Source organism: Spiroplasma endosymbiont of Zeiraphera isertana (genome assembly GCF_964030805.1).
Lineage (GTDB): Bacteria > Bacillota_I > Bacilli_A > Mycoplasmatales > VBWQ01 > Spiroplasma_E.
The window spans coordinates 1,867,616-1,886,557 of the sequence record NZ_OZ034965.1; the positions used below are offsets into that span (position 1 = coordinate 1,867,616).

The 18,942-nt window shown below is 23.3% G+C and carries 23 protein-coding genes and 2 pseudogenes; 10 read left to right on the top strand and 15 right to left on the bottom strand.

The window, feature by feature from the left end; all coding sequences use genetic code 4:
- The 10 genes from AAHM78_RS13085 to AAHM78_RS13130 all read right to left on the bottom strand — a co-directional run bounded on the left by AAHM78_RS13085 (position 1) and on the right by AAHM78_RS13130 (position 7,841).
- Positions 1-1,518: a hypothetical protein gene (locus AAHM78_RS13085; RefSeq protein ID WP_342253480.1), complete on the bottom strand. Its 1,518-nt coding sequence runs from the start codon at positions 1,516-1,518 to the stop codon at positions 1-3.
- A 43-nt stretch (positions 1,519-1,561) separates the two neighbouring features.
- Complete coding sequence (locus AAHM78_RS13090; RefSeq protein WP_342253481.1) at positions 1,562-1,912, bottom strand: hypothetical protein; 351 nt, start codon at positions 1,910-1,912, stop codon at positions 1,562-1,564.
- A gap of 3 nt (positions 1,913-1,915) precedes the next feature.
- Positions 1,916-2,434: a hypothetical protein gene (locus AAHM78_RS13095; protein WP_342253482.1), complete on the bottom strand. Its 519-nt coding sequence runs from the start codon at positions 2,432-2,434 to the stop codon at positions 1,916-1,918.
- Positions 2,435-3,337 (bottom strand): hypothetical protein, encoded by a 903-nt coding sequence (locus AAHM78_RS13100; protein WP_342253483.1) that lies wholly within the window; start codon positions 3,335-3,337, stop codon positions 2,435-2,437.
- Positions 3,337-4,125 (bottom strand): hypothetical protein, encoded by a 789-nt coding sequence (locus tag AAHM78_RS13105; protein WP_342253484.1) that lies wholly within the window; start codon positions 4,123-4,125, stop codon positions 3,337-3,339. Before AAHM78_RS13105 ends, AAHM78_RS13100 begins: the two co-directional genes overlap by 1 nt.
- Entirely contained in the window at positions 4,094-4,381 is a 288-nt protein-coding gene (locus AAHM78_RS13110) for a hypothetical protein (protein WP_342253485.1), read from the bottom strand. Before AAHM78_RS13110 ends, AAHM78_RS13105 begins: the two co-directional genes overlap by 32 nt.
- A gap of 2 nt (positions 4,382-4,383) precedes the next feature.
- On the bottom strand, positions 4,384-5,703 hold the full coding sequence (locus tag AAHM78_RS13115; RefSeq protein WP_342253486.1) for a hypothetical protein: 1,320 nt from the start codon (positions 5,701-5,703) through the stop codon (positions 4,384-4,386).
- A 12-nt stretch (positions 5,704-5,715) separates the two neighbouring features.
- Positions 5,716-6,246, bottom strand: coding sequence for a hypothetical protein (locus AAHM78_RS13120; protein WP_342253487.1), 531 nt, complete (start codon positions 6,244-6,246; stop codon positions 5,716-5,718).
- Between the two features lie 233 nt (positions 6,247-6,479).
- Positions 6,480-7,424: an IS30 family transposase gene (locus AAHM78_RS13125; RefSeq protein WP_342253488.1), complete on the bottom strand. Its 945-nt coding sequence runs from the start codon at positions 7,422-7,424 to the stop codon at positions 6,480-6,482.
- Between the two features lie 33 nt (positions 7,425-7,457).
- A complete protein-coding gene (locus tag AAHM78_RS13130; RefSeq protein ID WP_342253489.1) occupies positions 7,458-7,841 on the bottom strand; it encodes a hypothetical protein in 384 nt (127 codons plus the stop codon).
- Positions 7,842-7,962: 121 nt separating this feature from the next.
- Between AAHM78_RS13130 and AAHM78_RS13135 the strand changes: the two genes are divergently transcribed.
- The 5 genes from AAHM78_RS13135 (at position 7,963) to AAHM78_RS13155 (ending at position 10,638) form a co-directional block, all read left to right on the top strand.
- Positions 7,963-9,105 carry an Mbov_0401 family ICE element transposase-like protein gene (locus AAHM78_RS13135; RefSeq protein WP_342253490.1) on the top strand — a complete coding sequence of 381 codons (1,143 nt, stop codon included), beginning with the start codon at positions 7,963-7,965 and terminating at the stop codon, positions 9,103-9,105.
- Positions 9,106-9,356: 251 nt separating this feature from the next.
- Positions 9,357-9,596, top strand: a complete 240-nt coding sequence (locus AAHM78_RS13140; protein WP_342253491.1) for a hypothetical protein — start codon at positions 9,357-9,359, stop codon at positions 9,594-9,596.
- 8 nt (positions 9,597-9,604) lie between these two features.
- The gene (locus AAHM78_RS13145; protein WP_342253307.1) at positions 9,605-9,892 is read left to right on the top strand and encodes a transposase; all 288 of its coding nucleotides are present in this window, start codon (positions 9,605-9,607) and stop codon (positions 9,890-9,892) included.
- A 159-nt stretch (positions 9,893-10,051) separates the two neighbouring features.
- On the top strand, positions 10,052-10,417 hold the full coding sequence (locus tag AAHM78_RS13150) for a transposase family protein (protein WP_342255122.1): 366 nt from the start codon (positions 10,052-10,054) through the stop codon (positions 10,415-10,417).
- Between the two features lie 2 nt (positions 10,418-10,419).
- Positions 10,420-10,638 carry a hypothetical protein gene (locus AAHM78_RS13155; RefSeq protein WP_342253492.1) on the top strand — a complete coding sequence of 73 codons (219 nt, stop codon included), beginning with the start codon at positions 10,420-10,422 and terminating at the stop codon, positions 10,636-10,638.
- 55 nt (positions 10,639-10,693) lie between these two features.
- On the opposite strand, the gene rpsT is transcribed toward AAHM78_RS13155, so the two are convergent.
- Entirely contained in the window at positions 10,694-10,954 is a 261-nt protein-coding gene (rpsT, locus tag AAHM78_RS13160) for a 30S ribosomal protein S20 (RefSeq protein WP_342253493.1), read from the bottom strand.
- 515 nt (positions 10,955-11,469) lie between these two features.
- On the opposite strand from rpsT, the gene AAHM78_RS13165 reads away from it, so the two are divergent.
- Genes AAHM78_RS13165 through AAHM78_RS13180 form a run of 4 tightly spaced genes read left to right on the top strand, consistent with a single transcriptional unit; the run spans position 11,470 to position 15,412 of the window.
- Complete coding sequence (locus AAHM78_RS13165; RefSeq protein ID WP_342253494.1) at positions 11,470-12,078, top strand: hypothetical protein; 609 nt, start codon at positions 11,470-11,472, stop codon at positions 12,076-12,078.
- A 36-nt stretch (positions 12,079-12,114) separates the two neighbouring features.
- On the top strand, positions 12,115-13,869 hold the full coding sequence (locus AAHM78_RS13170) for a DUF2779 domain-containing protein (protein WP_342253495.1): 1,755 nt from the start codon (positions 12,115-12,117) through the stop codon (positions 13,867-13,869).
- Positions 13,856-14,803: a methionyl-tRNA formyltransferase gene (gene fmt, locus AAHM78_RS13175; RefSeq protein ID WP_342253496.1), complete on the top strand. Its 948-nt coding sequence runs from the start codon at positions 13,856-13,858 to the stop codon at positions 14,801-14,803. Before AAHM78_RS13170 ends, fmt begins: the two co-directional genes overlap by 14 nt.
- Positions 14,804-14,845: 42 nt before the next feature.
- A complete protein-coding gene (locus tag AAHM78_RS13180; RefSeq protein WP_342253497.1) occupies positions 14,846-15,412 on the top strand; it encodes a hypothetical protein in 567 nt (188 codons plus the stop codon).
- A gap of 19 nt (positions 15,413-15,431) precedes the next feature.
- Here AAHM78_RS13180 and AAHM78_RS13185 read toward each other — a convergent pair.
- From AAHM78_RS13185 to AAHM78_RS13200, 3 genes and pseudogenes are all read right to left on the bottom strand, one after another.
- Positions 15,432-16,248, bottom strand: a pseudogene (locus AAHM78_RS13185) (IS30 family transposase); the annotation flags it as partial.
- Positions 16,249-16,394: 146 nt separating this feature from the next.
- Complete coding sequence (locus AAHM78_RS13195; RefSeq protein WP_342255187.1) at positions 16,395-16,769, bottom strand: transposase family protein; 375 nt, start codon at positions 16,767-16,769, stop codon at positions 16,395-16,397.
- Between the two features lie 50 nt (positions 16,770-16,819).
- The gene (locus tag AAHM78_RS13200) at positions 16,820-17,212 is read right to left on the bottom strand and encodes a transposase family protein (RefSeq protein WP_342252835.1); all 393 of its coding nucleotides are present in this window, start codon (positions 17,210-17,212) and stop codon (positions 16,820-16,822) included.
- Positions 17,213-17,361: 149 nt separating this feature from the next.
- On the opposite strand from AAHM78_RS13200, the pseudogene AAHM78_RS13205 reads away from it, so the two are divergent.
- Positions 17,362-18,030 (top strand): annotated as a pseudogene (locus AAHM78_RS13205) (IS30 family transposase); the annotation flags it as partial.
- A gap of 61 nt (positions 18,031-18,091) precedes the next feature.
- On the opposite strand, the gene AAHM78_RS13210 reads toward AAHM78_RS13205, so the two are convergent.
- Positions 18,092-18,808, bottom strand: a complete 717-nt coding sequence (locus AAHM78_RS13210) for an IS1595 family transposase (RefSeq protein ID WP_342253501.1) — start codon at positions 18,806-18,808, stop codon at positions 18,092-18,094.
- Between the last annotated feature and the right edge of the window lie 134 nt (positions 18,809-18,942).

The window sequence follows — 18,942 nt, forward strand, 5'->3', positions numbered from 1 at the left end:
TTATTCCTGTAATTCTTCTAATTTTAAAAGTTGACCAAATCTTGTAGGGTCACTAACAATAGCAATGGTATCATTTTGCATTTGTAAAGAAACCATTATTCTATCATTAACTTTATCTCAATCCAAAGTTTGAACATCATTATTTAACTCACCATATAGAAATTCTTTACAAATAAAAGCAATTTTCTTATTACTTGATTGATTTTCAAAATTATAATAAATTTTATATTTAGTATTTGATTTAAAAGTATATTTAATATGATTTATATTTATTTTTGTTCCTACTTCTTTTCATTTTGGAATATTTGGTTGTTTTTCTAATATTTCATTAATAGCACCTGCAATAGTTTTATTAGTTGTTTCTAATCTATCATATCTATTATTCAGTAATAATGAAATAGCAAGAGAACTATTTGAAGAATCATTTATTCATAATTGGTCTCTATCATCTTTATATGTAAAATATCCTTTCATAAAAACAGCTTTTTTATAATAATCAGTTAAATCAGTAGAACCAGTAGCACTAATAACATTATTTTCAATCTTAATATTTTCACCAGCAGTTAATTTATCTTGTTTTAATAACAATTTATTATCAGTTTCTTCTTTTTTATAATAATCAGTTAAATTAGGTATTTTATCATCAACATATTGTTTTGTAGTTGCATCGCTTGGTGATGTAGGAGTTCCAAGACTAGTAATTTGCTTATTAGACATACTTAAATAGCCACCACCATCATATTTACCGCTTGCACCAACACTACTTTTTCAAATAAAAACTGTTTCACTTTTATTTTGTTTTTTATCTATTTCATTTTGTATTTTATTACTAATATCAGCATTTACAGTATGATTAGATTCATAATATTTAATATCTATGGTTTCTTTAGGACTTTTAAATTCTGGTATAGTAGTACTTGTATTAATACCGGTAGTATCAATATTAACTATTGGTCTTAACATATTTTGTGAATGAGTAATAGTAATTTTAGTTCTAGAATCTAATGATTTTATATTATTATAAGGTATGTATGCATTTAATGGACTATCTTCACCACAATTTGAAATAAATTTATTAAATCAATTATTTTTTTGTGATTCTATACCTTTTAAATTAAAACCTTTAAGATTTGGATATTCTTTAATTTTTCTTAAACAATTAAATACTTCTGGTGGTATAAAATAAGGGTCATCTGGATTAGTTTCACTATAAGTTAATCCACCTTGACTAATTGAACCTTGACCACGTAAATAATCTACATCTTTAGTTAATAAAAATCTAACATAATGAGTAGTTGCTGTTTGAATATTATCTGTAAAATCAGTTGGTGTTATTTCTGGTCATTTTTTTGAAATAGTAAAACCACTTAAATAATCAATATTACTACTTGCAACTGAAATAGCAAATCAAATTTCATTATCTGGAGTAGTAACTTTATCAAATAATAAATTATTAAAATATTTAGAATTTTTAAATTCTTCAACTGTTATAAATAAAATTGGGTCTTTAATAGCCATAATAATTTACTCCTTAATGTAAAATAAAGGGTATTTAAACCCTTTAAATTCCAACTTTAGTTGCTTTTTTCTTATCTTTTTCTGATAATTCTTTACGTTTTGCTCTTTGACTTATAATAGTATTTTTAAATACTTCATCTTTTTCATTATCATTATTAAAACTATCTAAAGACTTAGCAATTGATGTAGTTTCTAATTGTAATTGAGAATTTATTTGTTTAATATTATCAATAATAAATTTAATTTCTTTATCTCTTTTTAATTCTTTTGATATTTTGTTTTGTTTTGATTTTTTAATAAATTTATATAAGAAAAGTCAAACAATAGTAACTATAACTCCACTAGTTATTGCTCCACTTAATACTGCTACTATTAATTCTTTTGATAAATTCATTTTTTATTCCTCCAATTGTATTTTATTTGAATGTTGTTTACATAATTGACATTCTTTTTTATGTTTTCTAATATTTTTATATTGATATATTAAATAAGGACTTGTAATAATAATTGGTATTGTTATTAATATATATTTAATTAATTTTCCATAATTACCTAATTTAGTAATCAGATTTAATCCAATATGACCAAACATAGGAAATAAAGTTAATATTAAATGGTCTGGTCAAGTAAAATTATATTGATTAGTATAATTACCTATTCCCATTTCTATTGGTATTTTAGGTATTAATCAAGGTGTTATTGTAAAAAATAATGTTATTAACATACCAATAATATGACTTGTTATTTTTAAAATATTTGATATTAAAATTTTAATTTTATCAATATGAGTACTATTTTTATTAAATCAAATCTTATTTAATCTTTTATATTCTTTATTATCTTTACTTAATGGATTAATAGTATTTCATATACCAATTGGTTTAATTGGTTTATCTAATTCAATAATAATTATCACCTACTTTCATGTTTTATATTTACTTTTATTTTTATAAATTGAAATCCCAATATTTTTATTTAAATTATTAGTTTTATGAAAAGTTAAATATTCTTTTCTTTCTACTTTTCATACTCTACTACCTAATTCAGTTTTTGGTAAAGTTTTAAATTCTTTTAATTTAAAAAATCCACGTTCTAATCTATTAATAAATGCAGTTGTTTTTAAAACATTAATATTAGTTGATTTAATAACGTTATAACGTTGTTTACCTTTATTAATACCTTTCTGTTCTTTTAATTGTTTCTTTACATATAAACGTATTTGACTTGGTAAAAACCCTCTTAAAAAATATCTTCAAAATATTGTTCCAGCACCATTACCATTTTTACCTTTTTGAACTTTCATTAAATTTCAAGTTTCTTCTGGTACATTTGGATAAGTATATACACCATATCATCGTTTATTTTTAGATGTATCACTTTGAAATAAACCTTGTAATATTCCAACTTTTAATGATTGATTAGATTTATAAAATAAACCTTTTTTAAATCATGAACTTGATAATATTACTCAACCTTTATCATCTTGACTATTTTGTTCAATATCTTTACTATTAATATCTTTTTTATCTTCTTTAAATAAATTATTAATTTTCTTTATAGGTTTAAATATTAATTTATCTAATTGTGATTTTAATTCAGTTAATTCACTAGGTTTCATAATTGAAATAAGTTTTTTAATAATATTTGGATTAAAAGTCGAATATGGTTGGTCAAGTTCTGTCTCATTAACATTTTCACTATCTAAAACTGATTTTAAACTTTGATTTTTACTATATAACTTTAATAAACTAATAATTGCAGTTCTAATATCATTAGTTTCTAATGCAGAATAGATAATTCTAATAATTAAAGGTAACATTATAAACTCATATGGTTATAATCTCAATTTAATGAAGCATTATCTAATATTACTTCACTCATATTATCACTACCATATTGACTAGTTGTTTCACTATTAATAGTAAATCTATTATCATTAATTAATCTTGTAGTTTCATTAGTAAATGGTGTTTCTTGCATTTCTTGATTATGATTTGTAGTTTCCATAGGTAATAAATTATGAATAATTTCACTTGCACCAGCAATAATAGTAGGTACTGCATAAGCATTATTAAAATCATTATTTATACCCATAGCAACACCACTACTTATCAAACAACCACCAGTACCCATATTTGCTATTTTACGTATAGTTTCAAATCTATTAGGAATTAATTCTGTAATTCCATTAATAAGATTTGAAATACCATAAGCATTTAAACTAATATATGTATCTCAAGCCATTAAATTATTAGTATTATTTTTCATTAATAATAAATCATCTGGAAATGGATTAGGATTTGGATTAATTGAATTAGTAGTAAATTTAGCATAATTTGCTAAACCAATTGTTCCTAAACCTAATAATATTTTTTTACTACTATTAATTAATTTAGTTTTAGTATTTGGTCTTTGATTTAAATTTAATATATCTAAACCTAATTTTTTACCAAATAATAAACTATTAATTGAACCCAATATTGGATTTGAAATTACTTGACCATAATAAGCACTTGTACCTATCATTGCTGATAAAGGACTTATTGAAGAACGAATTATCTTTAATAAAGTATAATTACTTGATTGTATAGTGATATCATTTGGCATTTTCATTTACTCCTTTTAATAAATTAGTTTGTTTTTCTATTTTAATAATTACTTTACCTTCACAATGAATATTATCTCCAACACATATAGCATAATTATCATGTACATCACTTACTATAAAATAATCATTTCTTAATTTAGGATATTCATCTAATAAAATTGCTCTTATATCATTACTTGTAGTTAAATCTTCTGGTTTTGGTGAATAAATAATAATATGTGCTTTTTCATTAAAATATTTATATATAAATTCCATAATTATTTTTTAGTAAATTCTAATTTTACTGTTCCATAATAATCTTTATTATTACCAGAAATAATAGCACTTGTTGATGTAATATTACTAAATGTTGTTTTACCTTTTTCATAACCATTATTACCAATATTTATTATTATAGTTTCTAATTCATCATTAGTAGGAGTAGTTCCTGCCATAGTAATTTTTCCTAAATTTTTATAATAAATTACATCTTGTAAATCTAAAATATTCATATTATCATAATCAGTTGATTGATAAGTTGCATTAATATTAGTTGCATCAACTTTATAATTTTTTGCTCTTGCTTCTTTAATTTCATCTACTGTTGGCATTTTTTCTTGAATTATATACATTAAATTAGGTCTTATTGCTGCTGGTAATGAATATAATGCTTTACCAATAATACGAATATTATCTGTAGCATTATCTAATTTATTTCTTACTTTTGTAAATGAAATAGGCATACCTCACATATATCTGTTATAAACTACTCCAAATAACTCTAATAATTTATAATCTTTTTCTAAATGCATACCAGAAACAGTATCATGTATAAAATCTTGTTCTAAATAAAAACTTTCATAAAATTCCATTCCCATAATTTGATTTGTATATCTTTTACCAGTTGCTAAAGTATTTGCTGCAATTTGTCCATAATTTAATAATGTAAATGCTTTTGCTAAATTAAAACTACTATCAATACCACAAGCACCAGTTAAATCTGCTTTATTAATACCAACTGTAATATCATCTACTTTTTTAATTAATTTATTATTTTTTTCTCCAATTTTATAATAAGCATTTAATGCTTGTTCTTTAGTCATATTATTTAAATTTAAAGGTAATACTAATGATTTAGCAATTGCATAATCTTTTGTACCTTGTAAAAATATTAATTCAAAATTTTCTCTTAAATTTCTCATAAATGAACTTGTTCAATTTGAAACAATTTGTGTTGCTACATTTGCTGGTGAAGTCATAAATCTTTCAATATCAAATTCTGGAATATTAAAATCAATTGTTAATTCTTTATCAATAATTAATGTTGTTGTTTTAACTGTTCCTTTTTGTCTTTTAGTACCAGTAAATTCATCTCATGTTGAACCTCATAATACACGAACAGTTGCTCTATATATTGCCATTGCTACACCACTAATATTTGCTATTTGGTCAGCAGTAACAGTATTTCTCATAAATAAAGTACTTAATTCAGCAGTTAATTCACCACGAACTTGTGCTTCAAGTACACTTAAAACAGCATTTTCAGTAGGTGAATTACCACCAATAATAAATGCTTTAGGTATTTGTGGAATTGCCATTTTATCCTCTTTCTATTTAATAGATTGAAGTGCATTTCCTCTTGCTAAATTTACAAGTTTTTCTAATTCATTAACATCAGTAATACCTGTAGTTTTTGCTTTTTCATTTAATTTTTTTTCTAATTCTTCTGGATTTATACTATTTGTATGTAAATCTAAAAGAGTTTTAGGATTAAAATCATTTAAATTAGGTTTATTTTCTGATTTAATAGGTTCTGATGTTTTATCAATAAGAAATTCTTTATAATCTTCATTTATTTTATTAAATGCTTCTTGTTTAGATAAAGATTTATAATTATCAATACTCATTAAATTTTTAATTAAATTTACTTTTTTAGTATCTTTAATATTTGAAAATAATTGTTGCTCTTCAAAACTATTAATTTTATTTTCATAGTCTTTTATTTTAGTTTCATATTCACTTAATTTAGGTTCAATATTTTTTTTACTTTCAGCATATACTACATTTCTATGTTGTTTTAGTAAATTTTTAACATCATCTAAACTATAATTCTCTTTTTCATCAAAAGTAAAATCACTCATACTTTTAATCTCCCTTGTTAATAAAATTTTAATAATTCACTTGGTTAATAGGTCACTTTTATATATGTTAATTTAACATATTCACTTTATTAAATTATATCATTTTTATCCTTTAAAATAAAGAAAAAAACCTATATTTATTATAGGTTTCTAATCATTATTTTCTATTTTTCTAGGTTCACAAATATTAATAATTATATTACCTGAGTTGTAAATATAAATGGGACAGTTTTTTAAAATAATTGTATTAAATCTATTGGTCTTTTATAAGAGAGCGATTTTCTGGGTGTAGAATTAATTTGAAATGCTATAAAATTTAAATCTTTTTGTTTATATGAAGATAGATCTGTAGATTTTGGTAAATATCTTCTTAAAATACCATTATTATTTTCATTTAAACCCCTTTGGCAAGGTTTACCAGGATCTGCAAAATAAATTTTGACATTACAAATTTTTTCGATTAATCTTCATTTACTAAATTCTTTACCACGATCAAAAGTAATGGTTTTAACTGTTCCTTTTTGTAACTTTGAAATAAATTTTATTATACTTTTCGTAATATTTTCTGATTTATGATTTTTAGTTACTAAAGGAATTGTGGTTTTTGATCATATATCAGCCAAAGTAATAATAGAACTTTTATGATCTTTGCCAATGATAGTATCACCTTCTAAATGACCAAATTCTTGTATATTTTTAATATTAGGAATGATTAAATTTCTTTCATGAATAGACTTACAATTATTAATTTTGCCCCCAGTTTCTTTTTGTTTGTGAGATTTATTTTTGCCTTTTCTCAATAAGTTATTTTCATCAAAACCCATTCGATTTGTTTTAAACATGTTATATAAAGTTTTTGTTGAAATACTTTTTATTTTATTTTCCTTTAAAAAGTTAGCAATTATATCAAGAGCATACTTTTTAGTAATTAACAAATGATTAATACTATTAATTTCTGTTAAAGTTAAAATTATTAATTTTCTGCCTGCATTTTGTTTATTTTTTTGAAATTGATTCAATATTTCTAATGGCAATAAGTTTTTATTTAATAATCTACAAACTCTATGTACAGTTGATTTACTATAATCAACAATTTTTGCTATTTTACGAATCGAAAATCCATAATTTTTATATTCTTTTATTGCTATTATTGATTCAATACTCAGATACTTATACATTGCGCTAATTCCTTTCTTTTCTTAATTATAGAACTAACACAATTTAATTTTTATATAGGTGTCCTTTTTAATTTTACAATTAAAGTTACTTTGTGCGTTATTATCTTCTTCATTAATATCAAATTCATTTGGATAACTAACTTGTCAATGTTTATAAATTATTTCTGGTTTTACTAATGATTTTTCTAACATATGAGTTGAAATTATTGCTCTTGCATTATCATAATCTTTAATAAATTTTTTACGTCATGGATTGCTTCTACGTCGGCAATCATAAACAAATTTTCTATCAATTCCAAGTGCATTGTTTAATCCTTGTGGTGTTAATATAACTTTCTTGGTTCTTAAATAATTATCAATTTGAGTTTTATAATTAACACTTAATTTTTCACCATATTTTTTTTCTTTTTCTGACATATTATCACCTATATTTAATAATTTATATACTAATTATAACATTTTCATAAAATCATATTTCACCACTTTAATAATAATTATTACTATAATCAAATCATAAATTAAGAAGGAGATTAATATTATGAATTTTCTTACTGATGAGCTTAATTATGATGAACTTGATAATAAAATTAAAAATAATGGTTTAAATTATTTCACAAATCTATTAAAATCATATTATGATTTTTGACATCAAAATATATATGATAAAACTAAATATAAATATGTTAAAACTGCTCCAAGAAGTCCAAATACTCAATATGGTAAAATTAATGATTTTTATCGTAGATGTTATTTAATATTAGAAACTAATGAATATTATTATCCTTTAGATGATTATATAAAAATTAAGAAAAGAAAAAGAACACTCACAAGTTTAGAACATACAATAATAAGAAATTCAGGTAATGGTAAAAGACAAAGTGATGTACAAGATACTATAAAAAATAGTAATTTTTCAAAAACATATATGACTAATGTAATGAAAAATGCAATAATAGGAGTTGAAGAAATAAAAGAGAAAAAAATAGTATCACCAACTGAAAAATTATTTGTAAATATGGATGATTGTTTTATAAGTTCTTTATTTGATAATAAAAAACAAAAAAATCGTATTCGTACAATTAGTGCAAATAAAGGTAAAGATTTAGAAAAATCTACTAAAAGTAGAAATGTTTTAAAAGATAAAAAAATTACTTATATGAAAACTAAAAATGGTCAAAGAATTAAAAGACAAGAATTAATTGATAAAATTTATGAATTTCTTGATTTACAATATATTTATTCTAAAAGTAGTTTAGTATTTATTGGTGATGGTGCACCTTGAATTAAAACTACTGCTAAAAAAGAAAATATTCCTTATGTAATTGATAGACATCATGCATTTAAAGCATTGAAAAAAGGATTTATTTTTAATAGAAAAGTAGATAATAAAAAATTAACAAATGCATATAATTTATTTGTTAATGGTGAATATTATAAATTATTAGATTATTTAAAAGAAAATAATATTAATGAAGAAATATATAAATATTTTAAAAATAATAAAGAAGGTATTATAAATCAAAAAGAAAATTGAAATCAAGGAGTATGTGCTGAAAGTGATGTATCACATCTTGTTAAATCTTTAAAAGGATATGGTGCTAAAATTTATAATGATAAAGTACTTAATAATATGCTTATAATTAATTCAGCAAGAATTAATAAATTAAATCTTTTACTTTAATATTTTAAAAACTTAATAAATCTAAACCTAAATAGTTAGGAATTTTTACTTTAGATGAATTAAAATAATAGTCTAAAATACTTGATTATATTTATAAAAAGGTATATAATATAACCAACAATTAATAATTTAAAGTTGTCTTTTATTTAAAGAAAATTAAATTATAACTATTAACTTTACTCACCCTCATCTTTAGATGAATAAACACAAAGCATGGCATACCAGCAACCGATGTTGCAAGGGAATTAGGTGTGACCTATAAAACAGCTTGAAGAATGTGTCATGAAATCAGGACTAGAATTGAAAATCAAGATGCAGGTTTCATTGTTGATGGCACAGCACAGATGGATGAAATGTATCTTTCACATTTAGGTTTTAAAAAACAAGGAAGATCCTTTTTGAATAAAACTTTGATTGTTGGAGTTTATGAGAAAACCAGCAACAAACTAATTGTGAAGGTTCTGAAAAATGCAGATAAAAAAACCTTTTAAGATTTGCATTGAAACACATTTTTACTGAGTGCTGTCTATTTACGGATTCTTGGAAGGGATATGTAAGTTTCAAAAACTTCTATCCCGAACATGAAATCGTAAATCATGAAGTTGGGTATGTGTCACCAACAGGTGTAAACACAAACCAGATTGAATCAGCATGAAAGCACATCCGACGAACTTTCCGAACACACATAAGAGTTTCAAAGCACAATATTCATTTATATGCAAAAGAATCAGCATATAAATTCAATAACATACCTAGTTTTGAAACTGTAATTTTGTGTTTGATTTAAATACATGCAGGGATAATTTCCTAGGTAGGCTTTTATCTCCATTTATGTGATAAAATTTAAAAATAGTACATAAAGGGATAAAAGCCTTAAAAAAAACTAAAATTACTTTTTTCAGGTAAAAAGAAACATCATTCTCTCAAATCCCAAATAATTATTGATATTTCCAATGGAAAAATTATTTCAACTGCTTTTTGTTTTGGAAGCATTCATGATTTTAAATTGCTTCTAAAATCTAAAACTTTTATTCATCCAGAAAAACAAGTTTTTGTTGATTCAGGTTATCAAGGTATACAAAATATTCATAAAAATACATTTTTGCCATTTAAAAAAAGTAAATACAATCAATTAACACCAATTCAAAAAGAATACAATAAAACTTTAAGTAAAATTATAATTAAAATTGAACACGTATTTGCTAAACTAAAACGTTTTAAAATTTTAAGTTTAAAATATCGCAATAAAATACGAAGATTTGCATTAAGATTTAATTTAATAGCAGGAATATATAATTTTGAATTACCTTAGTTTTGCACCAAGTCTATAGTACTATTAGCGAAATTATTAATATTATTACTAAAAATGGTGCCTCTATTTATAAAATTGACAGTACATTTGATCGTAATAAATTAGATATTAGTAATTTTAGTATTTTTATAGTTATGGATACATCAGATGAATTTCAAAAAAATAAAATTTTTGCTGAGATTAGAGCATCAAGTTCTAACTTTACATTATTAGCTAAATAGTTTTTAAATTTGGTATTTTATTAAAACAAAAATTTAGTTTTAAAATAAATTATAGTTATTTTGCTTTTGCTAATTTAGTCATAATTTTAGATTTTTGACGAGCAGCTTTATTAATGTGATAAATGCCTTTAACAACAGCTTTATCAATTAAACTACATACTTCATTAACAAGTACTGAAGCATTTTCTGCTTTGTTTTTTATTGATATTTCAGCTTTTTTTAAAGCAGTTTTAACTTTAGATTTATAACTTTTATTAATTTCATTTCTTTTTTGGTTTGTTTTAATTCTTTTAATTTGTGATGCAATGTTAGCCATTTTTTCTCCTTTTTTGTTTTGAACATGTTTTATAGATTAATTACAACAAAAATAATTATAACAAAAATCATAAATGTTGTATAATATTTTTTATTTTTTCAGTATAATTAATGTGTTAGCTTTTTGTTAATAGTATATTTTAATTTTTTTACACTTTTAATGTAAATTATTTGTTTAAAAACTTTAATGATAAATGTAGGTGTGGTAAATAAATGAGTTACTATTTTCGTAACCCTTATAAATTTTCTTACCATAGTATTGGTAGGATTAGAACAAGATTAAAATTGCAAGACTGAAATGATATCCAATTACGTGAATATTGTTTAAAATTGATTAATGAGTCTTATGATATTGAAGAGACAAAAAGTTTTAAATATATTAGAGTAAATAAAACACATCTTTATTTTGTAATTAAAAAAGATGTTAATTTAATTTTAACAATTTCACCGATGAGTCCAACTAAACTATTAGCAGTAATCGAGGAAAATTTATAAATCAAAAAAGAGGAATAAAAAATGGGAAATTTATCTAGTCAATGATGAATGTTAGCGCTTATAGGAGTAGTTTTAATAATTTTTATTTTTACAACCATTTCAGCAAAAAAGAAGAAAAAAGAAGAGAAAAAACAACGTCAAAAAGAAGTAAAAAAAATTATTAAATCCTTTATGCGCGATGAATTAAAATTGCAACATAAAACAGTAGAATTTGAACAAGTAGTTTCACGTAGTAGTAAAGAATATCGCTATCGTGATGTTTTTGATGTAATTGTAAAATTATATGATTCTAAGAAAAATGATTTATTTGCAACTAAAGCATTTGAGGTAGAAGGGTTTACTAAACAATTATCAAAGAAAGAATTTGAAACAATTTGAAAAGTAAATTGTGAATTAGATTTAGAAGAAACACTTAAGAAAATTGAAATGTCAAAAAAACGTAGTGGTAAAATTAAAATAAAAAGAAAGACAGCAGAAGAAAAAGCAGCAATTAAAAAAGAAAATGAAGCCGTTAAACTTGCAATTGAAGAAGAACGTTTACAAAATAAAGAAAATAAAAAACGTGCTAAAAATTTAGAAAAACCTAAAATTGCAATTCATGATAAATTTTCTGGATGAAAAGATAAATAAATCTTTATTTTTAAGTAGGCAATTGGGTGATATGTAATGAAAATTTATAAAGATGATTATAAGCATTTCCGTATTTGTCGAAAACTTTCGTGATTTTTAAATGCAAAAAATTATGCTTTAGCTAAGCATTTAATTGAAGAGAAAAAGATAATAAATTTTGTTGAACTAACGCATACTAAAACAAGTAGTAAATTTAAATCTAATTTAATTACTATTTCTGATTTAGACGATGATACATTTGAAAATAATTATAATGAAGAAGATGATTCTGAATTTTATCTTGGTGAAACAATTGCAGACGGTATTGAAACTGGGCACTATGCTCAAGAATATTTTAAAGTAAAATATTCTTGTTTTAATTTTGAGTCTGAACCGGGTAATAATGTTATAGAAATTATTAATAATAAAGAGTATGGTGTTTTATTTGAACCAAGATTTGAATATCAGGGCTGTGTTACTAAGTGTGATATTTTAAAGCGAAATAATGATGGTTGGGATTTAATTGAAGTAAAAGCAGTAACTTGAGTTAAAGAAGAACATATGTGAGATTTACTTTATCAGTATGATATTTTAACCAAATGTGGAATTAAAGTAGTTAATACTTATATTATGTATTTAAATAATAATTATGTTAAGAAAGAAAAAATAGATTTAAATGAATTATTTATTGTTAATGGATCAACTTGGCAAAAAAGTCCAAATACTAAAAAAGGTTTTAGTCTTTTTGAATCAATTCAAGATGAAATTTTAAATAATAATTTGAAATTACAATATGAAAATATTAAGAATATTATTAAAATTAGTGATATTGACGAAATAGTTAAATTATTAACTTTACCTTATTGTCATGAAAATAGTAATCAATTTTGTCCTCATATTTTTAAATATTTTTCTATTCATAATACTATTTTTGAATTATATCGTTTAAGAAAAACTAAGAAAGCATTGTGATATTATGAAGAAGATTTCTTAGAAATTAATGATGAAAGATTATTACCATTTTTAACAAAGTCTAATTTACATTTAAGACAATATGATGTAATTAAAAATGGTGAAAAATTAATTGATGGCACTAAATTTGTTGATTTAAAAATTGAATACAAAAAGTACCAATATCCAATTTATATGTATGATTTTGAGACTATGAAATCTGCAATACCTAAGTTTAAAAATAGTAAACCATATCAACAAATTCCTTTTCAATATTCTGTCCATGTATTATTAGCACCAGATTTTGATTTTAAAACTTATAAATCAATTAAACATTATGAATTTTTAGCAGATGGCAATGATGATCCAAGAGAAATGTTAACAAAAAAAATATGTCATGATTTAATTAATATTCATGGTAAGGGTACGTATGTTGCTTATAATCGATCATTTGAGAAATCTGTTCTTAAAAAATTAGCTTATTATTACCCTCAATATAAAAATAAATTATCATTAATTCATGATGGTACTATTGATTTACAAGATTTTTTTAAAGAATTTAAAATTTATAAAGAACAGTTTTATGGTTCTCTTTCAATTAAAAAAACTTTACCAGCATTTGAACCTTCCTTTTCTTATGAAGGATTAGTTATTAAAAAAGGAGATATGGCATCAGAAGTTTTTCGTAGAAGAGTTGAAAATAACATTGGTTTAACTAATTGAATTCATAATTTTCGTGAAAATATGTTAAAATATTGTGCTCAAGATACTTTAGGTATGGTAGTATTATTCTGACATGTAAAAAATATTATTGAAATGTACAAAGCAAAAATTGAGGGCGAAAATTATGAAAAAATTTAAAATTTTATTTATGGGTTCTTCTTTTTTTTCTGAAAATATTTTAAAAACATTGTTATTAACAATGAAAAATGAAATTGAAATAGTTGGTGTTGTTTGTCAGCCAGATCGTAAAATTGGTCGTAAACAAGAAGTTGTTCCTTTAGCAATTAAACAATTGGCACAAGAATATCAAATCCCTGTTTTCCAACCCGAAAATATTATTGACAGTTTAAAAGATTTACAATTATTAAATATTGATGTTATTCTTACTTGTGCTTATGGTCAATTTTTACCAAAAGCAATTTTAAATTTACCAAAATATAAATGTTTAAATATTCATGCTTCATTATTACCATCATTGCGTGGTGGTGCCCCTATTCAATGAGCAATTATTAATGGATTACAAACCACTGGTATTACATTAATGAAAATGGTAAGTAAAATGGATGCAGGAGCAATTTATGTTCAAGAACAAGTTTCAATTGGTATTGAGGATACATATACTTCTTTAGTTAATAAGTTGATAACTTTAGCACAAAATATGTTAATAAAATATTTATTAAAAATCATTAATAATGAAATTGAAGAACAAGAACAAGATGAAAATAAAGTAACTTTTGGTTTAAATATTAAAAGAAGTGATGAAAAAATTAATTGAAATCTTTCAGCACAATTAATTTCATGTCATGTTCGTGGATTGTATAATACACCAATTGCTTATACTACGTTGAATGATAATATATACAAAATTCATCAAGTAGCAGTAACTAATGAATTATCAAATGCTCTGCCAGGAACAATTGTTGCAATAAATAAATTAGGTATTATTGTTGCCACTAAAACTAATAACATAGTAACTAAAGTTATTCAACCAGCAGGTAAAAAAGAAATTATAGCAGCTTGTTACTATGGTTCTAAAATTAATCCAATTGCAATTGGTTTTATCTTTAAATAATAAAAAAATAACTAATATTTTTTGGTAATCTAGGAGGAAAAGATGTATCGTTTTCGCTCAATTAAATATTTAGCAATGACTGGTATTATTACTGGTTTATTAGTAACAATTGGTTATTGTTCAACTTTTCTTTTTGGTTGAGCAATTACTAGTTTATTTGGTGGAAATTCTACTTTGCAATTATTTGATTCTGTTTTTATTCCATTTTGTGCTTTTTTTGAAGGACCAATGCTGTTATTTGCAGGACCAATTGCGGGTGGCATTTTTGATTTAATTAGTGGTGTTAAAATTGTGGTTATTCCTATTACAATTTTTATTAGAATTGTAATGTTTTTTGTTATTAAGTTATTAATTAATAAATCTTGATGAAGTACTGTTTATACTTTCTTTTTTGCTGCTATTTTACTACTTATTTACCCATTGTCTTATTTAGTAATTTATCAAGATTATGCTATTACAGTTAATGAATTAATTACTGATAGTATTCAAGCTATCTTTGCTTATTTTGTTGCTATTCCACTTTATTATGCTCTTAGTAAAAATAAAATTAGATCAAATTATAGTTTTTGAAATGATCAAGAATTTGATTATTTAAAACCTGAGTTGTAAATATAAATGGGACAGTTTTTTAAAATAATTGTATTAAATCTATTAGTCTTTTATAAGAGAGCGATTTTCTGGGCGTAGAATTAATTTGAAATGCTATAAAATTTAAATCTTTTTGTTTATATGAAGATAGATCTGTAGATTTTGGTAAATATCTTCTTAAAATACCATTATTATTTTCATTTAAACCCCTTTGGCAAGGTTTACCAGGATCTGCAAAATAAATTTTGACATTACAAATTTTTTCGATTAATCTTCATTTACTAAATTCTTTACCACGATCAAAAGTAATGGTTTTAACTGTTCCTTTTTGTAACTTTGAAATAAATTTTATTATACTTTTCGTAATATTTTCTGATTTATGATTTTTAGTTACTAAAGGAATTGTGGTTTTTGATCATATATCATCCAAAGTAATAATAGAACTTTTATGATCTTTGCCAATGATAGTATCACCTTCTAAATGACCAAATTCTTGTATATTTTTAATATTAGGAATGATTAAATTTCTTTCATGAATAGACTTACAATTATTAATTTTGCCCCTAGTTTCTTTTTGTTTGTGAGATTTATTTTTGCCTTTTCTCAATAAGTTATTTTCATCAAAACCCATTCGATTTGTTTTAAACACGTTATATAAAGTTTTTGGTTGAAATACTTTTTATTTTATTTTCCTTTAAAAAGTTAACAATTATATCAAGAGCATACTTTTTAGTAATTAACAAATGATTAATACTATTAATTTCTGTTAAAGTTAAAATTATTAATTTTCTGCCTGCATTTTGTTTATTTTTTTGAAATTGATTCAATATTTCTAATGGCAATAAGTTTTTATTTAACTTTAATTGTAAAATTAAAAAGGACACTTATATAAAAATTAAATTGTGTTAGTTCTATAATTAAGAAAAGAAAGGAATTAGCACAATGTATAAGTATCTGAGTATTGAATCAATAATAGCAATAAAAGAATAGACTTGGTGCAAAACTAAGGTAATTCAAAATTATATATTCCTGCTATTAAATTAAATCTTAATGCAAATCTTCGTATTTTATTGCGATATTTTAAACTTAAAATTTTAAAACGTTTTAGTTTAGCAAATACGTGTTCAATTTTAATTCTAATTTTACTTAAAGTTTTATTGTATTCTTTTTGAATTGGTGTTAATTGATTGTATTTACTTTTTTTAAATGGCAAAAATGTATTTTTATGAATATTTTGTATACCTTGATAACCTGAATCAACAAAAACTTGTTTTTCTGGAGGAATAAAAGTTTTAGATTTTAGAAGCAATTTAAAATCATGAATGCTTCCAAAACAAAAAGCAGTTGAAATAATTTTTCCATTGGAAATATCAATAATTATTTGGGATTTGAGAGAATGATGTTTCTTTTTACCTGAAAAAAGTAATTTTAGTTTTTTTTAATTCTTTCAATTGGAGTTTCAGTAGCATCAATAGCTAACAAATTATTATTAGTACCTTTATTTTTTGTTAAATCTTTTTTTCCAGGTAAATTAAAAATTCCGCTTTTTATTAAAATATTTTCAATTCAAAAAATATTACGAATGCAACTAGTATGACTAATATTATATCTTTTTGCAATAACTCTATAACTACTATAGTCTTTTCAATATTCTAAAGTCATTAATAAACGCTCTTCAATTACAATTTTATTTTTTCTACCACCATAATATTTTTGTTTAGACTCAGCAATTTTTAAAATTTCAAGCATTTTATAAAATGTTTGTGGCTTTATGCCGACTAAACTATAAAATTCTTGATCATCTTTATATTTTTTCAACATAATAACTATCACCTTTAATATTAATAATAATCGTTAAATTGTTAAAATTAAAGGTTTTGCACCAAGTCTATTGTAAAATTAAAAAGGACACTTATATAAAAATTAAATTGTGTTAGTTCTATAATTAAGAAAAGAAAGGAATTAGCGCAATGTATAAGTATCTGAGTATTGAATCAATAATAGCAATAAAAGAATATAAAAATTATGGATTTTCGATTCGTAAAATAGCAAAAATTGTTGATTATAGTAAATCAACTGTACATAGAGTTTGTAGATTATTAAATAAAAACTTATTGCCATTAGAAATATTGAATCAATTTCAAAAAAATAAACAAAATGCAGGCAGAAAATTAATAATTTTAACTTTAACAGAAATTAATAGTATTAATCATTTGTTAATTACTAAAAAGTATGCTTTTGATATAATTGCTAACTTTTTAAAGGAAAATAAAATAAAAAGTATTTCAACAAAAACTTTATATAACATGTTTAAAACAAATCGAATGGGTTTTGATGAAAATAACTTATTGAGAAAAGGCAAAAATAAATCTCACAAAGAAAAAGAAACTAGGGGCAAAATTAATAATTGTAAGTCTATTCATGAAAGAAATTTAATCATTCCTAATATTAAAAATATACAAGAATTTGGTCATTTAGAAGGTGATACTATCATTGGCAAAGATCATAAAAGTTCTATTATTACTTTGGCTGATATATGATCAAAAACCACAATTCCTTTAGTAACTAAAAATCATAAATCAGAAAATATTACGAAAAGTATAATAAAATTTATGGCTTTTATCCCTTTATGTACTATTTTTAAATTTTATCACATAAATGGAGATAAAAGCCTACCTAGGAAATTATCCCCGTATGTATTTAAATCAAACACAAAATTACGGTTTCAAAACTAGGTATGTTATTGAATTTATATGCTGATTCTTTTGCATATAAATGAATATTGTGCTTTGAAACTCTTATGTGTGTTCGGAAAGTTCGTCGGATGTGCTTTCATGCTGATTCAATCTGGTTTGTGTTTACACCTGTTGGTGACACATACCCAACTTCATGATTTGCGATTTCATGTTTGGGATAGAAGTTTTTGAAACTTACATATCCCTTCCAAGAATCCGTAAATAGACAGCACTCAGTAAAAATGTGTTTCAATGCAAATCTTAAAAGGTTTTTTTCATCTGCATTTTTCAGCACCTTAACAATTAGTTTGTTGCTGGTTTTCTCATAAACTCCAACAATCAAAGTTTTATTCAACAAGGATCTTCCTTGTTTTTTAAAACCTAAATGTGAAAGATACATTTCATCCATCTGTGCTGTGCCATCAACAATGAAACCTGCATCTTGATTTCCAATTCTAGTCCTGATTTCATGACACATTCTTCAAGCTGTTTTATAGGTCACACCCAATTCCCTTGCAACATCGGTTGCTGGTATGCCATGCTTTGTGTTTATTCATCTAAAGATGAGATAAAACCAAGATGTCATTTGGGTCTGTGACTTATAAAAAATGGTTCCATAAAGAATACTAAATGTTTGGTTACAGTTCAAACATCGTATTCTTCTCAAATCAGAAGCATTCAAACTAGAAGAAGCACACCTGATGCATTTCATTATTTTCAACTTCGCTATATATTTCAAACAATCGTTTTCAGTTTGAAATATGCTGTTGAATTCATTTCAATTCATTTTTTCCTCCACACTAGTACATGCGGGGA